This window comes from Streptomyces sp. HUAS MG91 (assembly GCF_040529335.1).
In the GTDB taxonomy this organism is placed as follows: domain Bacteria; phylum Actinomycetota; class Actinomycetes; order Streptomycetales; family Streptomycetaceae; genus Streptomyces; species Streptomyces tabacisoli.
Map to the genome: position 1 here is coordinate 6,415,347 of NZ_CP159534.1, position 18,845 is coordinate 6,434,191.

An 18,845-nucleotide genomic window follows, 5' to 3' on the forward strand; every position below is an offset into this window, starting at 1 on the left:
CAGAACGTGCCGTCGTGCCAATGCGCGTCACTGGGGTGCCCCTGCTCGTCGGCCTCAAGGTGACGCTGCTTTTGGGAAGCTGGCTTGATCTTGCAGGCGCTCGCCGAGCTGGTCTCGTGGAACCGGGCACGCGTGGAGGAACGGGATACTGACATCAGTTGACGCGGCCTTTAACGGGAGGCGTGCATGCCAAGGACTCCCGCACACACCATGATTTCTTGGTGGACCGTGGTCGGTGCGTCTCGGACTGTGACCCGCGCAGGTGGCGCCGGAGGCCGGCAGCACAGCAGTGACGTGAGCGGTCTTCTCGGCGAGTCGGACCGGGTGGCCGCGTCCTCAGGCTGAGGCGGCGTGGTCCTGATCCGTGGTGACCGGCCGGTCACGGTGTCGGCCGCGTCGGGCGTGCGTGTCGCGCTTCCCGCCGTGGATCAGGCGCAGTCGGTGTGGCGAGCCTCGTCGCGGCGATGTGGCCTCCTGACGCTCGCTTCTGTGCCGGTTGGTGCGCTGCTCGGAGTGGGCCATGCGGTCTTCCAGGCGGTCCATGCCGAAGAGGAGCAGTCCCATCGCCGGCAAGAGCGTGAATGCTATGTAGAGCATCAGGACCTTCCTCCTCATGGTCGCGTTCCTCGCCTGCCCGGCCCGGGAGCGTTCACGGGCGCAGCCGTGTGGAGGTTGTGTGACGCGAGGAGCGCGGCGTCCAACTGGCATGTTCGAAGGCTCCGTTGTCACTCCCCCGGGGAGGTTTTGCCGGGCGTCGCGCGGACATGTGAGCTGCCAGGCACGCCAGAGTCGGCGGCCGCCCGGCGCCCGGGTGCGCCGGGGACGTACCACGCTGTTCGCGGCGGAGAGGAGTACGAGGATGACGGAGGACCTGACCGCTCGGCCGATGCCCGGCATGACGGAAGCGCAGGACCTTGCGGCCGGACGCTTGAGAGGCCCGGAACTCGTCGGCTACACGGTGGAGGCGAGGGACGGCTCGGTGGGGCGGGTGGATGCCGTCTCGGAGGAGGTCGGCCCGGAGCATGTCGTCGTCGACACGAGGGACGTCCTGCTGAGCAAGAAGGTGCTGCTGCCCATGGCGGCCGTCACCAGGATCGACGAGAAGGCCCAGCGGCTCCATGTCGGGCACGACGCGGAGAAGATCAAGGGCGCGCCGCGCTTCGACCGCGACATGCGGGTCACCGATCCGGGCTTCCGCGCACTGATCGACGAGCACTACGGACTTCCCGGTACCGCCTGAGCGCACGCGCCCCCCGAGTCGTCAGCAGCCTCACGACGCTCCACTCACCGAGCGGGAGGGTCCGCGGTCTGCGCTTGCAGGAGTCATGCACGCGCCCCGAGCGGTAGTAGTCGCAGTCCGGGCAGGACGCACCGACCGCACGCCCGCCGGCCTCGGCAGTGGAGCGACGCAAGGTGCACAGCCACACGTAGCTGCTCAGGGAGACGCAGAGGCATCCCGGAATCTGCCACCACAACGCCGGTGGCCGCGACCGGCCCAGCGGGAGGCAGCAAGGCCGGCCGGAATCTGGACACCGACGTGGAACATCAGGATCCAGATCGTCATCTCGAAGGTTCGTGCGTAGGTGGGCTCATGCGGAGGACGGCCACCTGTGAATTTCTCACGGGTTCCTCGCCCCACTCGGTTCGTCGATGGCCGGCGGGCGCAGGGGAAATGACCTGCGAGTTGTTCGCAGCGGGCACGGCACGGGCGGTGTCCGGACGAGCCCATTCCGCTCCTCGGGCCGGTGTCGGCCAAACCTAGAGTCGCTCCGAATCAGCGCTGATGTCGGGGCGGCCGGGACCCTCCCATGGTCGAAGGTGCCCCGCACACAGCGGAGTCGACACATCGACGGGAGTTTCCCAGGTGCAGCGCACGACTTTCCGGAACATCGCTGTCTCTTCCGCGGCCGCCCTCGCACTGGGCATCGCGGGCCCCTCGGCGACCGCACTCGACCACGGTGCGGCCGCGAAGACCGCCTCGGCCACGGCGCGGGCCGGGGGCAGCGGAACCACCACGATCGGCACGGGCCAGGACGGCCGTGACATCTTCGCCGGACTGTTCTTCGTCCAGGGCGAGATCGGCCAGCAGTTCGCCGGCATGCCCGAGTACACCGAGGCGGAGAAGAACTACGAGGCGAACAACACCGCCGAGGCGAAGGCCGCTGCCGATCGGGTCATGGACGTCATAGCCGAGGCGGACCCGGAGTTCTTCGCGGGCTACTCGTCCGACCTCAGGTCGGGTGACCCTCGCAAGGTGGAGGCCGGCATGGCCGATGCCGTGACCCTGCTCAACAAGCTCGCGGACGAGGACGCCAAGGAGCTGGGCACCGGCGACGCCAAGTGCGTCGTGTCCGTGCTGGCCGTGCAGTCGCTGGTGGTCGTGACGACCGGCGGCGCCGCCGCCGTCTCGGTCGCCGTCGTGGCACAGGCGTGGAAGTGGGTGGTCAACGCCTCCAGATCGACGACTCCGGGCTCCTCGGACCTTGAGAAGGACCAGAAGATCGCCGACATCACCAGGTTGCTGGCCGGAGCCTGAATGCCCGGCTGAACGCCGTTGCCTGACCAGGCGGGCCGTGCCCCCTCGATCCGTTGGGAACGGCCCGCCGTGGTGCCGTCACCTCTAGCCTGCCTGGACTGCCATGCCTCTTCCCGTCTTTCCCTATCGGGCCGACTCCCCGCCCCCGCAAGCCCGAACACCGCGCCGCTGGATCGGCATCGTCACCGCGGTGTGGGCGGTGGCGGCGCTCTACGTCGCCCAGGCGTTCCTCCCACCGAACGTGATCAAGCTGCCCGGGCAGAAACCTTTCCGGCAAGTGGCGCTGGTCGTCGCTCCTCAAGGGTGGGCGTTCTTCACCAAGTCCCCTCGTGAACCGGTACATGTGCCCTACCGGCAGCGCGCCGACGGATCCTGGGCCGATGCGCGGATCTCGCCGCACGCGAAGCCCTCGAACGCCTTCGGCCTGGACCGGGCCTCCCGCTCCCAAGGCATCGAAGGGGCGCTGCTGGTCCACAAGGACGGCATTCACTGGAACGACTGCTCCGACCCCTCATCGCCTGAGGAGTGTCTGAAGGGAGCGAGACTCTCCGCACCGATCACGAATCCCTCGCCGTCACCGTCGCTGTGCGGACGTGCGGCGCTGGTGGAGGTGAAGCCGGTTCCTTTCGCCTGGCGTGATCTGATGGAAGGCACTCACAGTGTGGAGCGGGCCGCGGTATGGGACGTGACCTGCAGATGAGCACGGATCGCATGCTGCGGCTGCCATGGACCAACGTGTACGGCCTTTCCCGCAGCCTCGTCGCGCTGGGAACGGCGGGAACTCTGGCTTTCTCCAGCGCCGAGACCCTCTTCCGTCCGGTGGCCACCCTCGGCACCTACCCGCCCTGCGACGGTGTCCTGGCCGCCTCGGCGTTCTGTGCCGCGAAGGACTCGTACACCGGCCTGTCCTGGATCATGTACGGCTGCGTGGTGGTGCTGCTGGTCGCCGCTTCCGGCTGGCGGCCCCGTCTGACGGCACTGCCACACGCGTACGTGAACTACTCGGTGTTCTCGGGGATCGCCATCAACGACGGCGGCGATCAAGTCGCCCTGATCCTCTCGGTGTTGTTCGTCCTCCCCGCGCTCGGTGACGCGCGGCGCTGGCACTGGGGCGAACCGCCGCAGCCCTCGGCGAGCCGTGGGGCACGGATCTGGGCGCTGCTGGGCGTGTCCTCCTTGGCGGTCCTGCGCCTTCAGATGTCCGTAATCTATTTCCAGTCCGCCGTCGCGAAACTGCCGCATGCGGAGTGGTACGACGGAACCGCCCTCTGGTACTGGGCTCAGGACGTCAACTTCGGTGCGGCGCCGTGGCTGTCATGGCTCACCGGGCCCGTCGTCGCCACCCCGGTCGGCGTGGCCCTGATGACCTGGGTGCCCCTCGCCATCGAGATGTTCCTCGCCGCGGCGCTCCTGCTCCCGCAGCGCTACCGGTACTGGGCGATGTGGCCGGGCTTCGCCTTCCACCTGTCCATCGCCCTGGTCATGGGCCTCTGGTCCTTCGCGTTGGCCATGATCGGAGGGATCCTGGTGCTGTGCATGCCGCTGGGCTCGCACATCCGCAAGCGTGCTCCCGCCGACGGCTCCGAGCGGAGCGTGGGTGGAGCGGTGCCGGGGAACGAGCGCCAACGCGTCCCCGGGGGAGAGCCGGCGTCGCTGGTCTGACGTGTGCCCGTACCGCCTGAAGGCCGCATGGCGGGGCCCTGGCGCCTCCCTCAGTTCCAGTGGCGGACGATGAGTGCCAGGGCCCTGTCCCGGTCGGTACCCAGAGAGCGGGCGAGGGTGGTGAACTCCCGCGCCAGCGCCTCCAGTTTGCTGTGGCCGTCGTCGAGTTCCCGGACGACCATCGCGCCGCGGCCACGGCGCAGTTCGATGAGCCCTTCGGCCGCGAGCGTCTGATAGCCGCTCAGCACGGTGTGGACCGAGATGTGCAGGGAACCGGCCAACTCCCGTGCGGCGGGAAGCCGGTCGCCGACGCGGAGACGACCGGACACCAGGTGTCCACGGATCTGTGCGGCGACCTGGTCACCGAGTTTCTCGGTCGATGCCGCGTCGATCTCCACCAGCATCCCGGCTCTCCTCTTCCCGCAACCGATTGACAAGACGAGCCGCCGAAACGGCGTCGTCCACGGTGACGACGAATTCCCGGCCACTGACCAGTGTGAGCCACAGTGCGTCACCGGGCCGCAGGGCGACGGCATGACGACCGGGCGTGATGCGGTAGCCGAAGCCGCCCATGTCCGCAAGCCGGGCGTAGCCCGACTTCGCCTCGACGATCCGGTTCAGGGCTATGGTCCGGATCGGCAACGGCCCGCACGTCACGCGCACACCCCGGGCGTTCACGCCGACCCGGACCAGTCCGCACCCCGCGGTGAGCACGGCCACGACGAGCGGACACCACATCCACCATGCCGCGCCGTTCGTCAGAGCGAGAACCGCGAGCACCAGCACGACGACCGCGGCGGCCGGAACGCACCAGGGCGGCCCGGCCTCGCGGGACCACGCTCCGCGAGTGGTCACCGGCGAACCGCCTTCCGAGCCAGCAGCACGCCGACTCCGCCGGCCACGACAGCAAGGACGGCCGTGACCGGCAGGTGGAGAGCCCAGTCGACGTCGTACGCCTCCAGGAGCTGGGTACGGTCGAGGTCCCGGCCCTTGGCGCTGCCGGACAGATCCGCTGCGAGGGCGTACGCCTCACCCGCGGCGAGGCCCCAGCACATGGCGGCCGTAAGAAGGTACTGGCCGTCCGTCTGTGCCCCCTTGATCAGCCCCCAGGCGAACACCGCGCCCTGAAGCAGGAAGAACAGACTGACGGCGGCCACGAAGGCAGGACCCGACATGAAACCGTCCGGCCCGTTCGAGCCCGTGTGCGAGATCACCTCGGCCGGCATGCGGTCACGAAGGACCAGGAGCACCGTCCACGGCACGGCGGTCGCCACCACCCACGGCGCGGCGCCGAGGGCGATCTGCCCCAGCGGCCACCCGACGTTGTCTCGCTCGGTATCGCCGGTCGCTGTCATGGACCCACCCCTCTATTCGCAGTTGTTACATGACAACCGTAACAAGTTCAGGTGGCGGGGCACTCCTCATCCTCCCGTCGCTGCCGGCCGGCGGAGGGCGGCCGGGACGTGGGGAGCCGCGGCCCGTCGGCCTCCTGAGGAGGGAGGTCGAGCCCGGGAGGACGGCCGTGGCGCGGTGCGCGCCCATGAGAATTTCACGGGTGCGCACCGCGCCGGGATCGTTGCCGGGCCCGGCGACCCGCACGGTTTTCGCAGCGCTGACCGGATCGCCCGGCCGGAGCCGACGCCCCACCGCCGTGCGACGCTTGCCCGCATGATCAAGAGCGGTGGGGTGGTGGCCCGGCACGCGCTGGGCTGGGCCGTGGGGGCCTACGCGCTGATGTTCGCGTTGGTCGCCGGGGTCTTTCTGGCCGAGGTGACGCGCACGAGGCCGGCCGCCCACGCGGTCGCGGTCGGTCTGGTCGCGCTCGCCGTCACGGGCGCCGCACAGATGGTGTGGTGGCGCGGGCTGTGGGCGGGGCGGCGGTCCGCGCGCTCGCCGTGGCCGATGCTCGCCGTGCAGGCGGTTGTCGCCCTCGTGCCGCTGAGCGTGCTGCCCGAGGAGTGGTTGTACGTACCCGGACTGCTCGTCGCCTCCGGGCTGCTCGTGCTGCATGCGCCGCTCAACTGGTGGGTGGCGGGCGGCGCCGCGGCCGGACTCGCCGCCCTGGTGGCGATCTCGCCGGTGGACAATCGGCTCGGTGCACAGCGCATGCTGCTCGTGCTGGCCGCCGGACTCCTCGTCCACGGCCTGGTGTGGTTCGCCACCGCGCTCGCCCGCATCGACGCCGAACACCGCTACGACATGGACCTCGCCGTTCTGCGCGAACGCGAACGAATGGCACACGACCTGCACGATCTGCTCAGCGTCCGGCTGAGTGAGGTCAGCGTGCGCGGCGAGGTGGCATTGCGCAGGATCGCCGAGGGCGACGTGGACGGTGCCCGCGCGGAGGTCGACACCGTGCTCGCCGCGGCGCGCGCTGCTCAGGAGGAGATGCGGGCCTCGGTGCGAGGCCGATGGTCTCTTTCGTACCGGGACGAACTGCGGGCCGTGGAAGGACTGTTACGGGCGGACGGCATACGGACGCGGGTGACCGGCCGCCTCCACGCGCTTCCCGCCGAGGTGGAGCGGGCGCTCGCACTCACGCTGCGGGAAGGCGCGGCGAACGTGCTGCGGCACAGCCCTGCCTGCCGCAACGTCACCGTGCGGCAGGCGGCGGACACCGCCTCCGTACGCCTCGAACTGGTCAACGACCGGGCGGGGAACGGGGGCGGAAAGGTGCCGGGCAGCGGAGTGGACAGCCTGCGCGCGCGGGCGGTGGCTCTCGGCGGCGGGCTGACGGCGGTGCGGGACGCGGAAGCGGGGACGTACGTGCTTGTCGTGATCATTCCGTTGCCGGACGGTACTCATCCATGGGGTGCCCTCACCGGGTCTTCGTAACGGAGAGGACTCGTGGGAGGGGGAACCATGCAGGTGACATCGATACTGATCGCGGACGACCACGCGATCGTGCTCGGTGGTCTCGCCTCGCTGCTCGACGCGGAGCCGGGACTGACGGTGACCGCCGTCGCGGCCGCCGGCGAGGAGGTCCTGCCGGCGGCTCGGCGGGTACGGCCCGATGTGGCCCTCCTGGACATTCGGATGCCCGGGGAGCTCGACGGCATCGGCGCGGCGCAACTGCTCGCCCGGGAGCTCCCGGAGATCCGGGTGCTGATCATGACAGGGCTGGAGGGCGTCCCTGGGCAGGTACGCAGGGCACGGGCGGCGGGGGCGGCCGGGTTTCTGCCGAAGACGGCGCAGCCACGGGCGGTGGTGGCGGCGGTGCACCGCGTCGCGAAGGGCGGCACGGCGTACGACCCGGAACTGGTGGGGGAGGCCGCAGCGATCGGGCCGAGTCCGCTGACGGCACGCGAGCACCAGGTTCTCCTACGGCTGGCGCGAGGGGCCGACGCGAAACGGATCGCACGGGAGCTGGGGCTGTCGCTGGGCACGGTGCGCAACCATCAGACGGCCCTGCTCGCGAAGCTGGGAGAGGGTACGCCGCTGGCGGCGGTGCGGATGGCCGTGGCGAACGGGTGGTTGCCCGGAATCTGAGCGAGGGCGGCCCTGGGTTCCTGCGCCACTGGCGGAGCCTCCACGGGTTTCCTCCGGCTCTCCAGGGCCTCGCAACCGGCGGACCAGTAGGCGGCTGCCCCGGCAGCGGGCGGCCGCAACACCGCCGCCCTCCGGGCCCCTCGACATGAGAGATCGCTCATCTGGCCGCACCATGGGTTCAGAAAGGTGTCAAACCAGCCCATAGAACCGCTGGGAGGCTGATGTGGTCATGGAGCGATCCGAGCAACGTGCTGTCGTCGCCGAGTTCCTCGGCACCCTTCTGCTGGTGTTCTTCGCCGTCGGCTCCGCCGTCATCGGCCTGAAGTTCATGGGGGCCCTGGGCGTCGCGCTCGCCTTCGGGTTCACCCTGCTCGCCCTCGCCTACGCCATCGGCCCGATCTCGGGCTGCCACGTCAATCCGGCGGTGACACTCGCGATGCTCGCGGCCGGGCGGATCGACGTGCGGCGGGCGGTGCTGTACTGGGTGGCCCAGTTCGCAGGTGCGATCGCCGGTGCGGCGCTGCTGTACTGGCTCGTGCAGTCGATCCCGGGGCTGGAGACCAGCGGCGCCTTCGGTTCGAACGGCTACGGCAGCCGCTCCGACGTCGGACTGAGCGGGGGCGGCGCGTTCCTCGCCGAGACCGTGCTCACCTTCCTCCTCGCCTACGTCGTCCTGGCCGTGACCAGCCGGGTCGCGGTGGTCGGGTTCGACGGACTGCCGATCGGACTCGCGCTCGGCGTCATCCACATCGTCGGCATCCCGCTGACCGGCACCTCCGTGAACCCGGCCCGTTCGCTCGGCCCGGCGCTCTTCGCGGGCGGGCAGGCCCTGTCGCAGCTGTGGCTGTTCATCGTGGCGCCGCTCGTCGGCGGGCTGCTCGCGGCCCTGGTCATCCGCCTCACCCACCCGGCGAACGAGCCCCGCGTGACGGCGGACGACGCCTGAGGCGGCCGGAACCGGTCTGACGTCCCCCGGCTCGCCCGGTGGTCGCCCGCCGGCAGCGCGTCAGTTGGTGTTGTGCGTCGGGTAGACCTGGACGTCGGTGTAGGCGCCCTTGATGTCCCCGGCGCCCGCGGGCCACTGGAGGCTCACGGTGTGGGTCTCGTTCGGGGGCGTCACCAGGATGTCGGTCGGCGACGAGAGGCTGTTGCCGCTGTTGTCGATCTCGTAGGCCAGGTCGAAGACGGCGGCGTCGCCGGGCTTCAGGGTGGTGATGCGCGGCTGGGCGGGGCCGCGCTCGATCGGGTTCGAGGTGTGGTCCTCGTCCTTGATGTCGACGCCGGGGAAGCCGGTCGCCGAGCAGGTGGTCGAACCCCGGTTGATCATCGTGATGTTGATGCGGCCGGTGTTCTTGTCCGGCGCGGCGTCCACGGCGTCGATGGCCAGGTCCGCCGTCTTGCAGAACGTGACCTTGCTGCCGGTCTGCGTCGCACCGTTCGAGGTGGTCCCGGTGCCCTTCCCGGAGCCCGAGCCCGAGCCGTCCGACGCCTTCGCGTCGCTGCCCGAGGACGAGGACGAGGAGGACTCGTTCGACCCGTTCGACTCGTTGGGCGCCGACGACGAGGAGGAAGAGGAGGAGCCCTTGGCCGACGCGTCCGTCCCGGAGTCGTCGCCGCCGCAGGCGGTGAGCGAGAAGGTGGCGGCGAGGCTGACGGCGGCGAGAGCGGCGATGCGGATGGACTTCACGGTGTTCCCCCATGAGTAGCTCTGTGTGTGCGGTCGGGAATATTTGTATCCCGCACGGAGTCACAGGCGGTCCTCTGCCGCGTCTTCGTTCTGTCACAGGGAAATCGGCTTCGGTAACAGAGCCTCACGGAGCGAGCGGTACCTCGGCCAATTCCCGCCAGCCGGCGGGCGTCAAGGCCACCACGTGCACCGATGTCAGCTCCGCGCTGATCGGCAGCAGGGTTTCGGCGCGGTCGGCGACGGCCTCCGCCACCTGGGCGTCGGCGTCCAGGGCCACCGTGAGGTGCACCGGCGGATTGGGGCCGAACCGGCCGCCGTACGGGACTTGGTGCGGGAACGCCGCCCGTACGGCGGTGGCCGCGGCCCCCAGTTCGGGCACCGGGACCGCCACGAAACCGTCGTGCCGCTCCACCTCGGCGAGCCGGACCGGGATCCGGCCGACGGGAGTCGCGCCCCGCAACCGCTCCAGGGCAGAGTCGTCGACCCGGTCGGCGGGCAGCCACGGGTAGAGCAGCGCGGCGTGCGCCGGGACACCGGGCCGCACCACGCGCGGGTCCACTTCGGCGGCCAGCGTCAGCAGCGGCTGCGCCTGCGGCACCAGGGCCAGTACGGCCGTCGTTCCCCACGGGGGCATGGTTCGTCCCTCACTCGTGTCCCGGAGTCCCGGCACCGGCGGGGGCGTTCGCGACGCGTCCGTCAGGCGGGATAGGCGTGCGTCTGCGCCGCCTTCACCGTAGCCCAGACCTGCGCCCCCGGGTGCAGCCCGAGTTCGGCCGCGGCCACCGTCGTCAGACCGGCGGCGAGCGGGAGTTCGCCGGTGAGGTCGGCGCGGATCTGGTCGCCGTGGGTCTCCATGCCCGCGACCTCGCAGCGCCAGAGATTGCGCGCGCTGGTCCCGGCGGGGCGGTCGCGGTACAGGGTCACCGCGGTCGGCGGGAACGTGACGAAGACCGGCCCCGTCAGCTCCTCGGTCGTGGTGATCTCGGGCCCGTCCGGCAGCCGCACGGTGTGCCCGTCGGCCTGCCCCTGATACAGGTTCAGGCCGATGAGGTGGGCGATGTAGTCCGTCCGCGGATGGCGGGCGATGTGCCCCGGAGTGCCCTCCTGCACCACCTGGCCGTCCTCGATGACGACCAGCCGGTCGGCGAGGACCATCGCGTCGAGCGGATCGTGCGTGACGAGGACGGCCACCGCCTCGAACTCGGCCAGGTGGCGCCGCAGCTGGGCGCGGACCTCCAGCCGGGTACGGGCGTCGAGCGCGGCCAGCGGCTCGTCGAGGAGCAGCAGCCGGGGGTGGGTGGCCAGGGCACGGGCGAGGGCGACGCGCTGCGCCTGCCCGCCGGAGAGCCGGCGGGGCTTGGCACCCGCGTGCCCGGCCAGACCCATGCGGTCCAGCCATCCCGCGGCCTGCGCCCGGGCCTCGGCCTTGGGCACGCCGTGGCAGCGCGGGCCGAAGGCGACGTTGTCCAGCGCCGTGAGGTGCGGGAAGAGCAGATAGTCCTGGAAGACGACGCCGACCGGGCGGCGCTCCGGCGGGACGCGCTCCAGCTCGGCGCCGTCCAGCCGCAGGTGACCGTCGGTCAGCGGGACGAGCCCGGCCAGCGCGCGCAGCGCCGTCGTCTTCCCGGCACCGTTGGGACCGAGCAGCGCGACGACGTCGCCGGGCGCGGCCGTCAGGGTCACGTCGAGCCGGAACGGCGGCCGCTCGACGACCAGCCGGGCGTCGAGGCCGGCACCGGAGGCGTCCTGCTTCTCCGGCACGGTCTTCTCGGACGCGGTGGGGTCGGTGTCGGTCATGAGGCGGTCATCCAACGGTCGCGCAGCCCCGCCAGTACGGCGATCGAGACGGCCAGCAGCACGAGGCTGAGGGCGATCGCCGCCTCCGGATCGCTCTGCAGGGCCAGGTAGACGGCGAGCGGCATGGTCTGGGTGCGGCCGGGGAAGTTGCCCGCGAAGGTGATCGTCGCGCCGAACTCGCCGAGCGCCCGCGCCCAGGCGAGCACCGCGCCCGCCGCGATGCCCGGTGCGATCAGCGGCAGGGTGACCCGGCGGAACGCGGTGAACCGGGAGGCGCCCAGGGTGGTGGCCGCCTCCTCGAAGCGCGGGTCGGCGGCGCGCAGCGTGCCCTCGACACTGATCACCAGGAACGGCATGGCGACGAACGCCTCGGCGACCACGACTCCGGCGGTGGTGAACGGCAGGGTGATCCCGAACCACGAGTCGAGCCACTGACCCACGACGCCGTTGCGGCCGAGGGCGGACAGCAGCGCCACACCGCCGACCACCGGCGGCAGCACCAGCGGCAGGGTGACCAGGGCCCGTACGACACCGCGTCCCGGGAACTCGACGCGGGCGAGCAGCCAGGCCAGCGGCACGCCGATCACCAGGCTGACCGCGGTCGCGGCGGTCGCGCACAGCAGCGACAGGCGCAGCGCCTGCCACACCGACGCGCTGGTCAGCTGGTCGGGCAGATCGGACCACGGGGTCCGTACGAGCAGCGCGAGCAGCGGCAGCACCAGGAACGCCAGGCCGATCAGCGCGGGCACCAGCAGCGGCAGCGGCGCGCCCCGGAAGTTCCGCCCGCCCGCGCGCCGGCGCCGCGGCCCACCCGTGCGGGGGTCGGCCGCGGCGCCGGTCCTGTCGAGCGAGGTCACGGCTTGAGGAACCCTGCCGAGGTCAGCACCTTCTGGCCCTCGGCGGACCGCACCAGCGCGATGAACGCCTTCGCGGCCGCGCTGTTCTTCGAGTCCTTCAGCTGCGCGATCGGGTAGTCGTTAATGGCCTGGGTCGACTCGGGGAACTCCACGCCCTCCACCTTGTCACCCGCGGCGTGCACGTCGGTCTTGTACACGACGGCCGCGTCGGCCTCCTTCAGCTCCACCTTCGTCAGCGCGGCCTTGACGTCCTGCTCGTACGAGACCGGGGTGAGCTTGAGCTTGCTGCCGGTGAGGGCCTTGTCGGCGGCGGCGCCGCACGGCACCTCCTTCGCGCACAGCACGACCTTCAGGTCCTTGTTGGTGAGGTCCTTCAGGGAGGCGACCTTGTCGGGGTTGCCCGGCAGGGTGGCGATCTCCAGCTGGTTGCGGACGAAGGTCGCCGGGGTGCCCGCTGCGGCGCCCTTGTCCGTGACGATCTTCATCGTCTTGGGGCTGGCGGCGGCGAACACGTCCGCCGGGGCGCCGCCGGTGATGCTCGCGGCCAGCGAGTCGCTGCCGCCGAAGCTGAAGGTCACCTTGGTGCCGGGGTGCTGCTTCTCGAACTGCTTGCCCAGCGTCGTGAAGCTCTCCTGGAGCGAGGCCGCGGCGAAGACGGTCACCGTGCCGGACAGCTTGTCGGATGACGACGCCGACGCGGAGGACGAGTCCGAGCCGCCGGACGAGTCGTCGGACGAGGAGCACGCGCTCACCGCCAGCAGTGCGGCGGCGCTCGCCCCGGTCACCTGCAGAATCCGGGTGGTGCGGCGGTTCCGGCGCACGGAGGGGGTCGTCACGGGTGTACTCCTGTTCGGAATGGGTGCGTATTCGCTGAGCATACTGCCGCAAATACAAGGTGTAAGTGCATAGTTGAATCGCATGAGCCAGACTGGATGATCCGACAGATGGTATATGCGTTTGTCCAGGTGGTCCGGCCGGGTACGGTCCCCCGGGAGGTGGTGGCCCGTGAGTCGAACGCGCGCAGCTGCCCGTACGACCGCCGCCGTGGCGGAAGTGGTTCTCGCCGGTGATCTGGCCCGGCCGTCCCGGCTGACCGTCGCCGATCTGCTGGGCTGGCCCCAGCAGCAGGCGGAGGTCGCCTTCGAGTGCGCCACCAGCGGCGTCCGGCACCACCGCTTCACCGGCCCGCTCCTGCACGACGTACTGAGCGCCGCGGGGCCCGGCTTCGACCCGGCCCGGCGCAAGGACCGGCTGCGCTTCCTCATCGCCTTGACCGGCACCGACGGCCACCACAGCCTCATGTCCTGGGCCGAGATAGACCCCGACTTCGGGCGGGCCCCGGTCCTGCTCGCGGCCACCATCGACGGCGCCCCGCTGGACCGGGCGGGACCGCAGCTGGTGCTGCCGCAGGACCGCTGCGGCGCCCGCTACGTCAGCGGGATCACCGCCATCCGCGTGGACGGCGGCTACCGCTCCTGGCCGTGAGCAGCGGTCTCCCGCCGCCCTACGAGGCACCGGGCACCCCGTGCTCCGCCATCGCCCGCCACACCCGGTCCCGGGTCAGCGGCACCTCGGTGAAGCGGATGCCGGTCGCGTCGCGCAGCGCGTTGGCGAAGGCGGGGGCCACCGGATTGAAGGGGCTCTCGCTCATCGACTTGGCGCCGAGCGGGCCGATGGTGTCCGTGGTCCCGATGAAATGGACCTCGGTGCGCGGCACGTCCGCGTACTGGGGGAGCCGGTAGCGGCGGAAGGCGGCCGTGTCGACGGCGCCGCGCTCGTCGAGGCGCACGTTCTCGAAGAGGGTGGCGCCGAGCGCCTGGGCGACCCCGCCCTCGATCTGCCCGCGGCACTGCATCGGGTTCATGACCTGCCCGGCGTCGGCGGCGTGCACACTGCGCAGGATGCGGATCTCGCCGGTGCCCGGGTCGACGGCGACCTTGAACCACTGGGCGTTGAAGGCGACCGAGCGCGGGGTGCCGCCGAAGTGGCCGTCGGCGGTGCACTCGACACCGACGGCGCGCGCGGCCGCGTACACCTCCTTGAGCGGGAGGCGGCCGCCCGGGTGCAGGACCGCCTCCTCCGTGAGCCGGCAGTCGGCGCGCGGGACCCGCAGCCGGGCGGCCGCGAAGTCGAGGATCAGGTCCGCGAGGGCGCGCGCGGCGCGCAGGGTGGCCTTGCCCGCGACGACCGTCCCGGTGGAGGCGAAGGCGCCCGTGTCGTGCCGGACGACGTCGGTGTCGGACTGGCGCACGGTGATCCGGTCGACGGTGGTGCCCAGCTCACCGGCCGCGATCTGCCGGTGCACGGTCGTCGTGCCGTTGCCGAACTCGGCGGTGCCGACGGCCAGGTCGAAGGAGCCGTCGGGCAGCAGCGTCGCGGCCGCGTCGGCGATGTGCCCGCCGGGCGGACCGGTCGCGATCATCGCCAGGGCCGCGCCCTCGCCGACCAGCCAGCCCGGGGGAGCGGTCGCCCCGGCGGCCTCGGTACGGGCCCTTCGCACGATCTCGACGCACTGGTCGAGGCCGTAGCTCGCGATGTGCAGATCCTCCTCGTGGCCGCCGGGCGTGACCATCGGCTCGTCCGCGCCGATGACGTTGCGGGCCTTGAACTCCAGCGGATCCAGGCCCAGTTCCCGGGCCAGTTCGTCGAAGGCCGACTCGACGGCGAACATCACCTGGCCCAGGCCGTAGCCGCGGAAGGCGCCCGCCGGAACGCAGTGCGTGTAGACGGAGAAGGCGTCGACCTTCTTGTTCGGGGCGCGGTAGACGGCCATGGACTCGCCGACGCTGTGGAACATCACGGCCGGGCCGTGATTCCCGTACGCCCCCGTGTTCGACACCACCCGCAACTGGAGCGCGGTGAGCGTGCCGTCGCGGCGCGCGCCCGCCTTCACGCCGATGGTGAAGGGGTGCCGGGTCGTGGCGCCGAAGAACTGCTCGGCGCGCGTGTACTCCAGCTTCACGGGGCGGCGCAGCCGGAGCACGGCGAGCGCCACGATGTCCTCGACCAGCATCTCCTGCTTGCCGCCGAAGCCGCCGCCGACCCGGCCCGCGACCACCCGCACCTTCTCGTGCGGCAGGTCGTACAGGTCGCACAGGGCACGGCGGGTCAGGAACGGGGTCTGCGAGCTGGTCCGTACGGTGAGCCGGTCGTCCTCGTCGAACCAGGCGACCGCGCCGTGCGTCTCCAGGCTGGCGTGCTGCACGCGCTGCGTGCGGTAGGTGCCCTCGTACACCACGTCGGCCGCCGCGAACCCGGCCTCGACGTCGCCGGTCTCGCCGTGCGCCTCACCGACCACATTGGCGCGGGGGCGGGCGATCCGGGCGGTGGCCGCGTCCTTGTCGTGGACCACCGGGGCGCCCGGCCGCATCGCCTCCTCCGGGTCGAGGACGGACGGCAGCACCTCGTACGTCACCTCGATCCGACGGCAACCCTCCTCGGCGGCCGCCTCGCTGTCGGCGACGACCGCGGCGACCCGCTGCCCGATGTGGCGCACGGTGTCGTCGAGGACGCGCGTGTCGGCCGGGTCCTCCTCCGGGTGCTCGTGGCGGGCGGTGGAGAACAGCCGCTCGGGGGCGTCGTGGTGGGTGAGGACGAGGTGCACGCCCGGCACCCGCAGCGCCGCCGCGGTGTCGATGGCGGTGATCCGCGCGTGGGCGTGCGGGGAGCGCAGCAGCTTCATGTGCAGCAGGCCGGGACCGGCGGAGAAGTCCAGGTCGAAGGTGTAGCGGGCGGTGCCGGTGACGACCTGGGGGCCGGCGGGCGCGGGCAGATTGCGGCCCACGGCCTCGCCCGCGCACGGCTCCTCGACGTGCTTCACCCCGCGCACGGCGTCCTCGATGGCCCGGTAGCCGGTGCAGCGGCACAGGTTTCCCTTGAACGCCCGGGGCAGACCGGTGAGCTGCTCCTCGTCCAGGGCCGCCGTCGTCATCAGGAAACCGGCGGTGCAGAATCCGCACTGGAAGCCCTGCGCGTCGAGGAACTTCCGCTGTACGGGATGCAGTTCGCCCTCCGGCGAGGCCAGGCCCTCGACCGTGGTGACCGCGCGCCCGTCGGCGCGGAAGGCCGGATAGAGGCAGCTGTGCACCGGCTCGCCGTCGACGTGGACGGTACAGGCGCCGCAGTCGCCCGCGTCGCAGCCCTTCTTCACGCCGAACCAGCCGCGCTCGCGCAAGTACGTGCGCAGACACTGGCCGGGACGCGGATCCTCGGCGTGCGGACGCCCGTTGACCTCAACCTTCACCGTTGCCCTCCAGCTCTGATGACGGGTCTCCCAGTTCGCGGCGGATCTCCTCCGCGTACCGCAGCGTCATGTGGCGCCGCCACGCGGGCAGCCCATGGATGTCGTCGAACCACTCCTCGTCCGCGACGGCCGCCTCGATCGCCGCGCGCAGCGCCGGAGCGGACGGGGGCAGCGGGAACCACAGCCGCACCGGCCGCACGGTGGACGCCGTGACGGTCACCGCGAGCGAACCGTCGGCCGGATCGAGGGCACCGACGACCAGCACACCGGAACGGCCGAGCCCGTACAGCGACGCCTGCCGGAACGCCGTACGGCAGGCCAGGGCGCGCGCGGGCAGGGTCACCGAGCGCAGCAACTCGCCCTCGGCACGGACGGTGCGTCCGGCACCGATGACGAAGTCGGCCACCCGCACCCGGCGGCGTACGCCGTCCTGGGCCAGCAGCAGGCACTCCCCGTCGAGCGCCGCCGTCAGCGAGATCATCGGGCCGGCCGGGAGGCCGTTGCAGAGATTGCCGCCGACCGTGGCCATGTTCCAGATCTTGAACGAGGCGAGGAAGGCCCGGCAGCACCGCTCGAACAGCGGGGCGGCCGGTTCCGCCAGCTCCTTCGCGTAACGGGACAGTTGGGCGATGGTGCAGGTCGCGGCGATCTCCAGGGAACCGTCCGCGAGCCGTTCGACCGGCGTCCAGCCGGTGCGGCTGAGGTCCACCAGACGCCGCAGCCACGGCTGCGGCTCGGAGAACAGATAGGTGCCGCCGCCCAGCCAGGCGTCGCCGGGCCGCCAGGGGGCGGGCACCCGCGCGTCCCGGATCTCGGCCACCGTGTTCAGGTCCATGGCGGTCAGTGAAGCAATCCGCGACGGGCCCGCACGACTGGTGCGCCACACGGAATCCTCCCGCGCCGCGAGCCGCTTTTTGGTGAATCAACCAAGGAGCATTTCGCTCGGTTCGCCTTGCACTTACTATGCGATCACTCGTATTCACCTAGTGATTGCGAGATGCCGGGTGGTTGATCCCCCGCCCGGTGGCCGCACGAGGAGCCGGAACACATGCACGTCGAAAACCTCCTGGGGGACCAGGATCTGGGCCTGCGCCCGCTGTGGGCCGAGGACGCTCTGCTGCGGCGGGAGATCAGCGGGGTGACGGTCACCGACCTGGAGGATCCGGCCCGTTTCGTCCGGGCCGGCGAGGCCGTGCTCAGCGGACTGGTCTGGTGGACCCCGCAGGACGGCGCGGGCAAGGCGGACCGTTTCGTCCGTGCGCTGCGGGCCGCGGACGCCGCCGTCCTGCTGGCCGGCGAGGAGACCCACGGCGCGGTCCCCGACGCGCTGATCGAGGCGTGCGTACGGCACGGGATGCCGCTGGCGGGCGTACCGCCGCATGTGATGTTCCGGGCCGTCACCGAGAGCGTGTACGTGCAGCAGTGGGGGGAGTTGAGCCGTCGGCACGCCCTGCCCGGACAGCTGCGCGAACGGCTCGGGCGGCTCCTCGCCCAGGACGCGGGACCGGACGCGATCCTCGCCGCCGCCTTCGCGCACCTGCGGGCGGGAACCGTCGCGTACGTGCTGACCGGCGCCGGACGGACGGTCGCCGCCACACCGGCCGACACCGACGACGGTGCCGAGGACGCCGGGGCCGGGGTCACCGTGGCGGTGGAGGCGGACGGTTTGTCGCCGTACGAGCGTTGGGAGTTGCGGCTGCCCGATCCCGATGCCGTGCCGCCCGGGCTGCTGCACGAGGTGGCGGCCGTGCTCGGGCGCTGCCAGGAGGCGCTCGCCCGGCGCCGGGCGGCCGACCGGCAGGCCGCCAACGATCTGGGCGCACTGCTCGCCGGGCCGGGCGGCGACGGCGATGCCGAGAGGGCGGACATCGAACGGGGGCTGCGCGCCTGCGGACTCCCGGCCGAGGGGCCGTACCGGGTGGTCGCCGCCGCCACGGGCGCCCGGCGTGGCGGGGCGGCCGAAGGGGCGCTGGCGGAAGCGGTGGCCTGGGCGGGGACCGGGCCCGCGGCCGTCGGGCGGCTTCCCGACGGCACCGCCTTCGCCGTCGTGGCCGGAACCCTCCCCGCCGACGCGTCCGCCGGGGCCTGGACGCGCGTCGCCGCCTGCGTCCCCGACGAACCGCTGCACGGCGGCACCGGAACCCCGGCCGCCGCGCCGCAGGATCTCGCCGGGGCGCTGACCGAGGCCCGCTACGCCCTGACCTGCGCGAGAGGCGGCGCCCCCGGCGTCTCGGCGCTCGTCGACACCGCCGGCCTCGGCAGCCTGGGCGCGCTCCTGGCCGGGGTGCCGGCGTCGGTGCGGGCCGTCTACAGCAGGACCGTGCTCGGCCCGCTGTTCGACGCGGAGACCGCGTCCGCCGCCGCCCTCCTGGAGACCCTGCGGGCCTTCCTCGCCTGCGACTGCTCCTGGGCCCGCACCGCCGAGGCCCTCCATCTGCACGTCAACACCGTGCACTACCGGGTCCGGCGCATCGAACACTTCACCGGCCGCGACCTGTCCCGGCTTCCGGACCGCCTCGACCTGTGGACGGCGCTGCTGTGCCGGGAGGACGGCTGACGGGGGACCGGCGGCCG

Annotated in this window: 20 protein-coding genes; 9 read left to right on the forward strand and 11 right to left on the reverse strand. The window is 71.9% G+C overall.

Annotated features, from left to right (window positions below; genetic code table 11):
• Positions 1–336: 336 nt before the first annotated feature.
• Positions 337–615: a hypothetical protein gene (locus ABII15_RS29130; RefSeq protein ID WP_353945224.1), complete on the reverse strand. Its 279-nt coding sequence runs from the start codon at positions 613–615 to the stop codon at positions 337–339.
• A 244-nt stretch (positions 616–859) separates the two neighbouring features.
• Here ABII15_RS29130 and ABII15_RS29135 point away from each other — a divergent pair, with 244 nt between their 5' ends.
• The 4 genes from ABII15_RS29135 to ABII15_RS29150 all read left to right on the forward strand — a co-directional run bounded on the left by ABII15_RS29135 (position 860) and on the right by ABII15_RS29150 (position 4,198).
• On the forward strand, positions 860–1,240 hold the full coding sequence (locus ABII15_RS29135) for a PRC-barrel domain containing protein (RefSeq protein WP_353945225.1): 381 nt from the start codon (positions 860–862) through the stop codon (positions 1,238–1,240).
• 624 nt (positions 1,241–1,864) lie between these two features.
• The gene (locus tag ABII15_RS29140) at positions 1,865–2,536 is read left to right on the forward strand and encodes a sporulation delaying protein family toxin (RefSeq protein WP_353945226.1); all 672 of its coding nucleotides are present in this window, start codon (positions 1,865–1,867) and stop codon (positions 2,534–2,536) included.
• A gap of 103 nt (positions 2,537–2,639) precedes the next feature.
• Complete coding sequence (locus ABII15_RS29145) at positions 2,640–3,236, forward strand: SdpA family antimicrobial peptide system protein (protein ID WP_353945227.1); 597 nt, start codon at positions 2,640–2,642, stop codon at positions 3,234–3,236.
• A complete protein-coding gene (locus ABII15_RS29150) occupies positions 3,233–4,198 on the forward strand; it encodes a sporulation-delaying protein SdpB family protein (protein WP_353945228.1) in 966 nt (321 codons plus the stop codon). The genes ABII15_RS29145 and ABII15_RS29150 overlap by 4 nt, the downstream gene beginning before the upstream one ends.
• Positions 4,199–4,248: 50 nt before the next feature.
• Here the strand turns inward: ABII15_RS29150 and ABII15_RS29155 are convergent, their stop codons facing one another.
• Genes ABII15_RS29155 through ABII15_RS29165 form a run of 3 tightly spaced genes read right to left on the reverse strand, consistent with a single transcriptional unit; the run spans position 4,249 to position 5,553 of the window.
• A complete protein-coding gene (locus tag ABII15_RS29155; RefSeq protein ID WP_353945229.1) occupies positions 4,249–4,602 on the reverse strand; it encodes a GntR family transcriptional regulator in 354 nt (117 codons plus the stop codon).
• A complete protein-coding gene (locus ABII15_RS29160; RefSeq protein WP_353945230.1) occupies positions 4,559–5,053 on the reverse strand; it encodes a hypothetical protein in 495 nt (164 codons plus the stop codon). Before ABII15_RS29160 ends, ABII15_RS29155 begins: the two co-directional genes overlap by 44 nt.
• The gene (locus ABII15_RS29165; RefSeq protein WP_353945231.1) at positions 5,050–5,553 is read right to left on the reverse strand and encodes a hypothetical protein; all 504 of its coding nucleotides are present in this window, start codon (positions 5,551–5,553) and stop codon (positions 5,050–5,052) included. Before ABII15_RS29165 ends, ABII15_RS29160 begins: the two co-directional genes overlap by 4 nt.
• Before the next feature lie 313 nt (positions 5,554–5,866).
• Between ABII15_RS29165 and ABII15_RS29170 the strand changes: the two genes are divergently transcribed.
• From ABII15_RS29170 to ABII15_RS29180, 3 genes are all read left to right on the forward strand, one after another.
• Positions 5,867–7,033 carry a histidine kinase gene (locus ABII15_RS29170; protein WP_353945232.1) on the forward strand — a complete coding sequence of 389 codons (1,167 nt, stop codon included), beginning with the start codon at positions 5,867–5,869 and terminating at the stop codon, positions 7,031–7,033.
• A gap of 33 nt (positions 7,034–7,066) precedes the next feature.
• Positions 7,067–7,687, forward strand: a complete 621-nt coding sequence (locus ABII15_RS29175) for a response regulator transcription factor (RefSeq protein ID WP_353945233.1) — start codon at positions 7,067–7,069, stop codon at positions 7,685–7,687.
• Positions 7,688–7,916: 229 nt separating this feature from the next.
• Positions 7,917–8,633 (forward strand): MIP family channel protein, encoded by a 717-nt coding sequence (locus tag ABII15_RS29180; protein ID WP_353945234.1) that lies wholly within the window; start codon positions 7,917–7,919, stop codon positions 8,631–8,633.
• A 60-nt stretch (positions 8,634–8,693) separates the two neighbouring features.
• Here the strand turns inward: ABII15_RS29180 and ABII15_RS29185 are convergent, their stop codons facing one another.
• The 5 genes from ABII15_RS29185 to modA form a co-directional block, all read right to left on the reverse strand.
• Entirely contained in the window at positions 8,694–9,374 is a 681-nt protein-coding gene (locus tag ABII15_RS29185; protein ID WP_353945235.1) for a DUF4232 domain-containing protein, read from the reverse strand.
• A gap of 124 nt (positions 9,375–9,498) precedes the next feature.
• On the reverse strand, positions 9,499–10,008 hold the full coding sequence (locus ABII15_RS29190) for a 2'-5' RNA ligase family protein (RefSeq protein ID WP_353945236.1): 510 nt from the start codon (positions 10,006–10,008) through the stop codon (positions 9,499–9,501).
• A 62-nt stretch (positions 10,009–10,070) separates the two neighbouring features.
• Positions 10,071–11,171, reverse strand: a complete 1,101-nt coding sequence (locus ABII15_RS29195) for an ABC transporter ATP-binding protein (RefSeq protein ID WP_353945237.1) — start codon at positions 11,169–11,171, stop codon at positions 10,071–10,073.
• Positions 11,168–12,028: an ABC transporter permease gene (locus tag ABII15_RS29200; RefSeq protein WP_353945238.1), complete on the reverse strand. Its 861-nt coding sequence runs from the start codon at positions 12,026–12,028 to the stop codon at positions 11,168–11,170. Before ABII15_RS29200 ends, ABII15_RS29195 begins: the two co-directional genes overlap by 4 nt.
• Positions 12,025–12,864 carry a molybdate ABC transporter substrate-binding protein gene (gene modA / locus ABII15_RS29205; RefSeq protein WP_353945239.1) on the reverse strand — a complete coding sequence of 280 codons (840 nt, stop codon included), beginning with the start codon at positions 12,862–12,864 and terminating at the stop codon, positions 12,025–12,027. Before modA ends, ABII15_RS29200 begins: the two co-directional genes overlap by 4 nt.
• Positions 12,865–13,033: 169 nt before the next feature.
• Between modA and ABII15_RS29210 the strand changes: the two genes are divergently transcribed.
• Positions 13,034–13,513 (forward strand): molybdopterin-dependent oxidoreductase, encoded by a 480-nt coding sequence (locus ABII15_RS29210; protein ID WP_353945240.1) that lies wholly within the window; start codon positions 13,034–13,036, stop codon positions 13,511–13,513.
• A gap of 19 nt (positions 13,514–13,532) precedes the next feature.
• Here the strand turns inward: ABII15_RS29210 and ABII15_RS29215 are convergent, their stop codons facing one another.
• Positions 13,533–16,271, reverse strand: a complete 2,739-nt coding sequence (locus ABII15_RS29215; RefSeq protein ID WP_353945241.1) for a molybdopterin cofactor-binding domain-containing protein — start codon at positions 16,269–16,271, stop codon at positions 13,533–13,535.
• Positions 16,261–17,106, reverse strand: a complete 846-nt coding sequence (locus ABII15_RS29220) for an FAD binding domain-containing protein (protein ID WP_353945242.1) — start codon at positions 17,104–17,106, stop codon at positions 16,261–16,263. Before ABII15_RS29220 ends, ABII15_RS29215 begins: the two co-directional genes overlap by 11 nt.
• Positions 17,107–17,319: 213 nt before the next feature.
• Between ABII15_RS29220 and ABII15_RS29225 the strand changes: the two genes are divergently transcribed.
• Positions 17,320–18,828 carry a helix-turn-helix domain-containing protein gene (locus ABII15_RS29225; RefSeq protein ID WP_353945243.1) on the forward strand — a complete coding sequence of 503 codons (1,509 nt, stop codon included), beginning with the start codon at positions 17,320–17,322 and terminating at the stop codon, positions 18,826–18,828.
• The last annotated feature ends 17 nt before the right edge of the window (positions 18,829–18,845 follow it).